Origin of the sequence: Microtetraspora sp. AC03309 (genome assembly GCF_020826795.1) — a bacterium.
Classification (GTDB): Bacteria; Actinomycetota; Actinomycetes; order Streptosporangiales; family Streptosporangiaceae; genus Microtetraspora; species Microtetraspora glauca.
Window position 1 is genome coordinate 1 of sequence record NZ_JADDIL010000314.1, and the last position, 698, is coordinate 698.

At 64.2% G+C, this 698-nt stretch carries 1 protein-coding gene; it reads right to left on the minus strand.

The features are described 5' to 3' along the window. Positions 1-698 (minus strand): condensation domain-containing protein (locus tag IMZ11_RS43045; RefSeq protein WP_228649396.1); only part of this gene is annotated, 698 nt, incomplete at both ends.

Genomic DNA, 698 nt, shown 5'->3' on the forward strand with positions numbered 1-698 from the left:
GTGATCGACCAGCCGTCTGCCGCGATATGGTGCACCACCGCCGTGAGGACATGTTCGTCGTCGGACAGGCGGAACAGTCCTGCCCGCAGCGGGATCTCGGTGGCCAGATCGAAGGTGTGCTGCGATGCGGAATCGATGGCTTCCTGCAGGCGGGTCGCAGTCCAATCGGTGGCATCGACGACGTCCCAGCCGAACTCCGCTTGCCCGGCGGCGACGATGACCTGGCGGGGTACACCGTCCGGTGCGGCGAACATTGTTCGCAGGCTCTCGTGGCGGCCCAGGAGGTCGGCGAGTGCCGCGCCGAGGGCTTCCACATCAAGTGGGCCATCGAGGTGAAGCGCTGCTGCCAGGTTGTAAACCGGTGAGGGACCGTTCAATTGGTCGATGAACCACAATCGGCTTTGTGCATAGGACAACGGCATCACCATGGGCCGCTTGCCGGCCACCAACGGCTGTTGACGACCTTGCTCACCACCGATGCGAAGCATCAACTGGGCGACCGTGGGAGCGTCGAACACGACGCGCTCTTCCAAGCCCGCGTTCAACGTCCGATTGAGCGCGGCGACCAGGCGCATGGCCTGCAGCGAATCGCCGCCCAGATCGAAGAACGACTCATCTACACCGACGCGGTCCAGTCCGAGAACCTGGGCGTAGATACCGGCGACGATCTCCTCGGTGGGAGTGGTCGGAGCCCGATA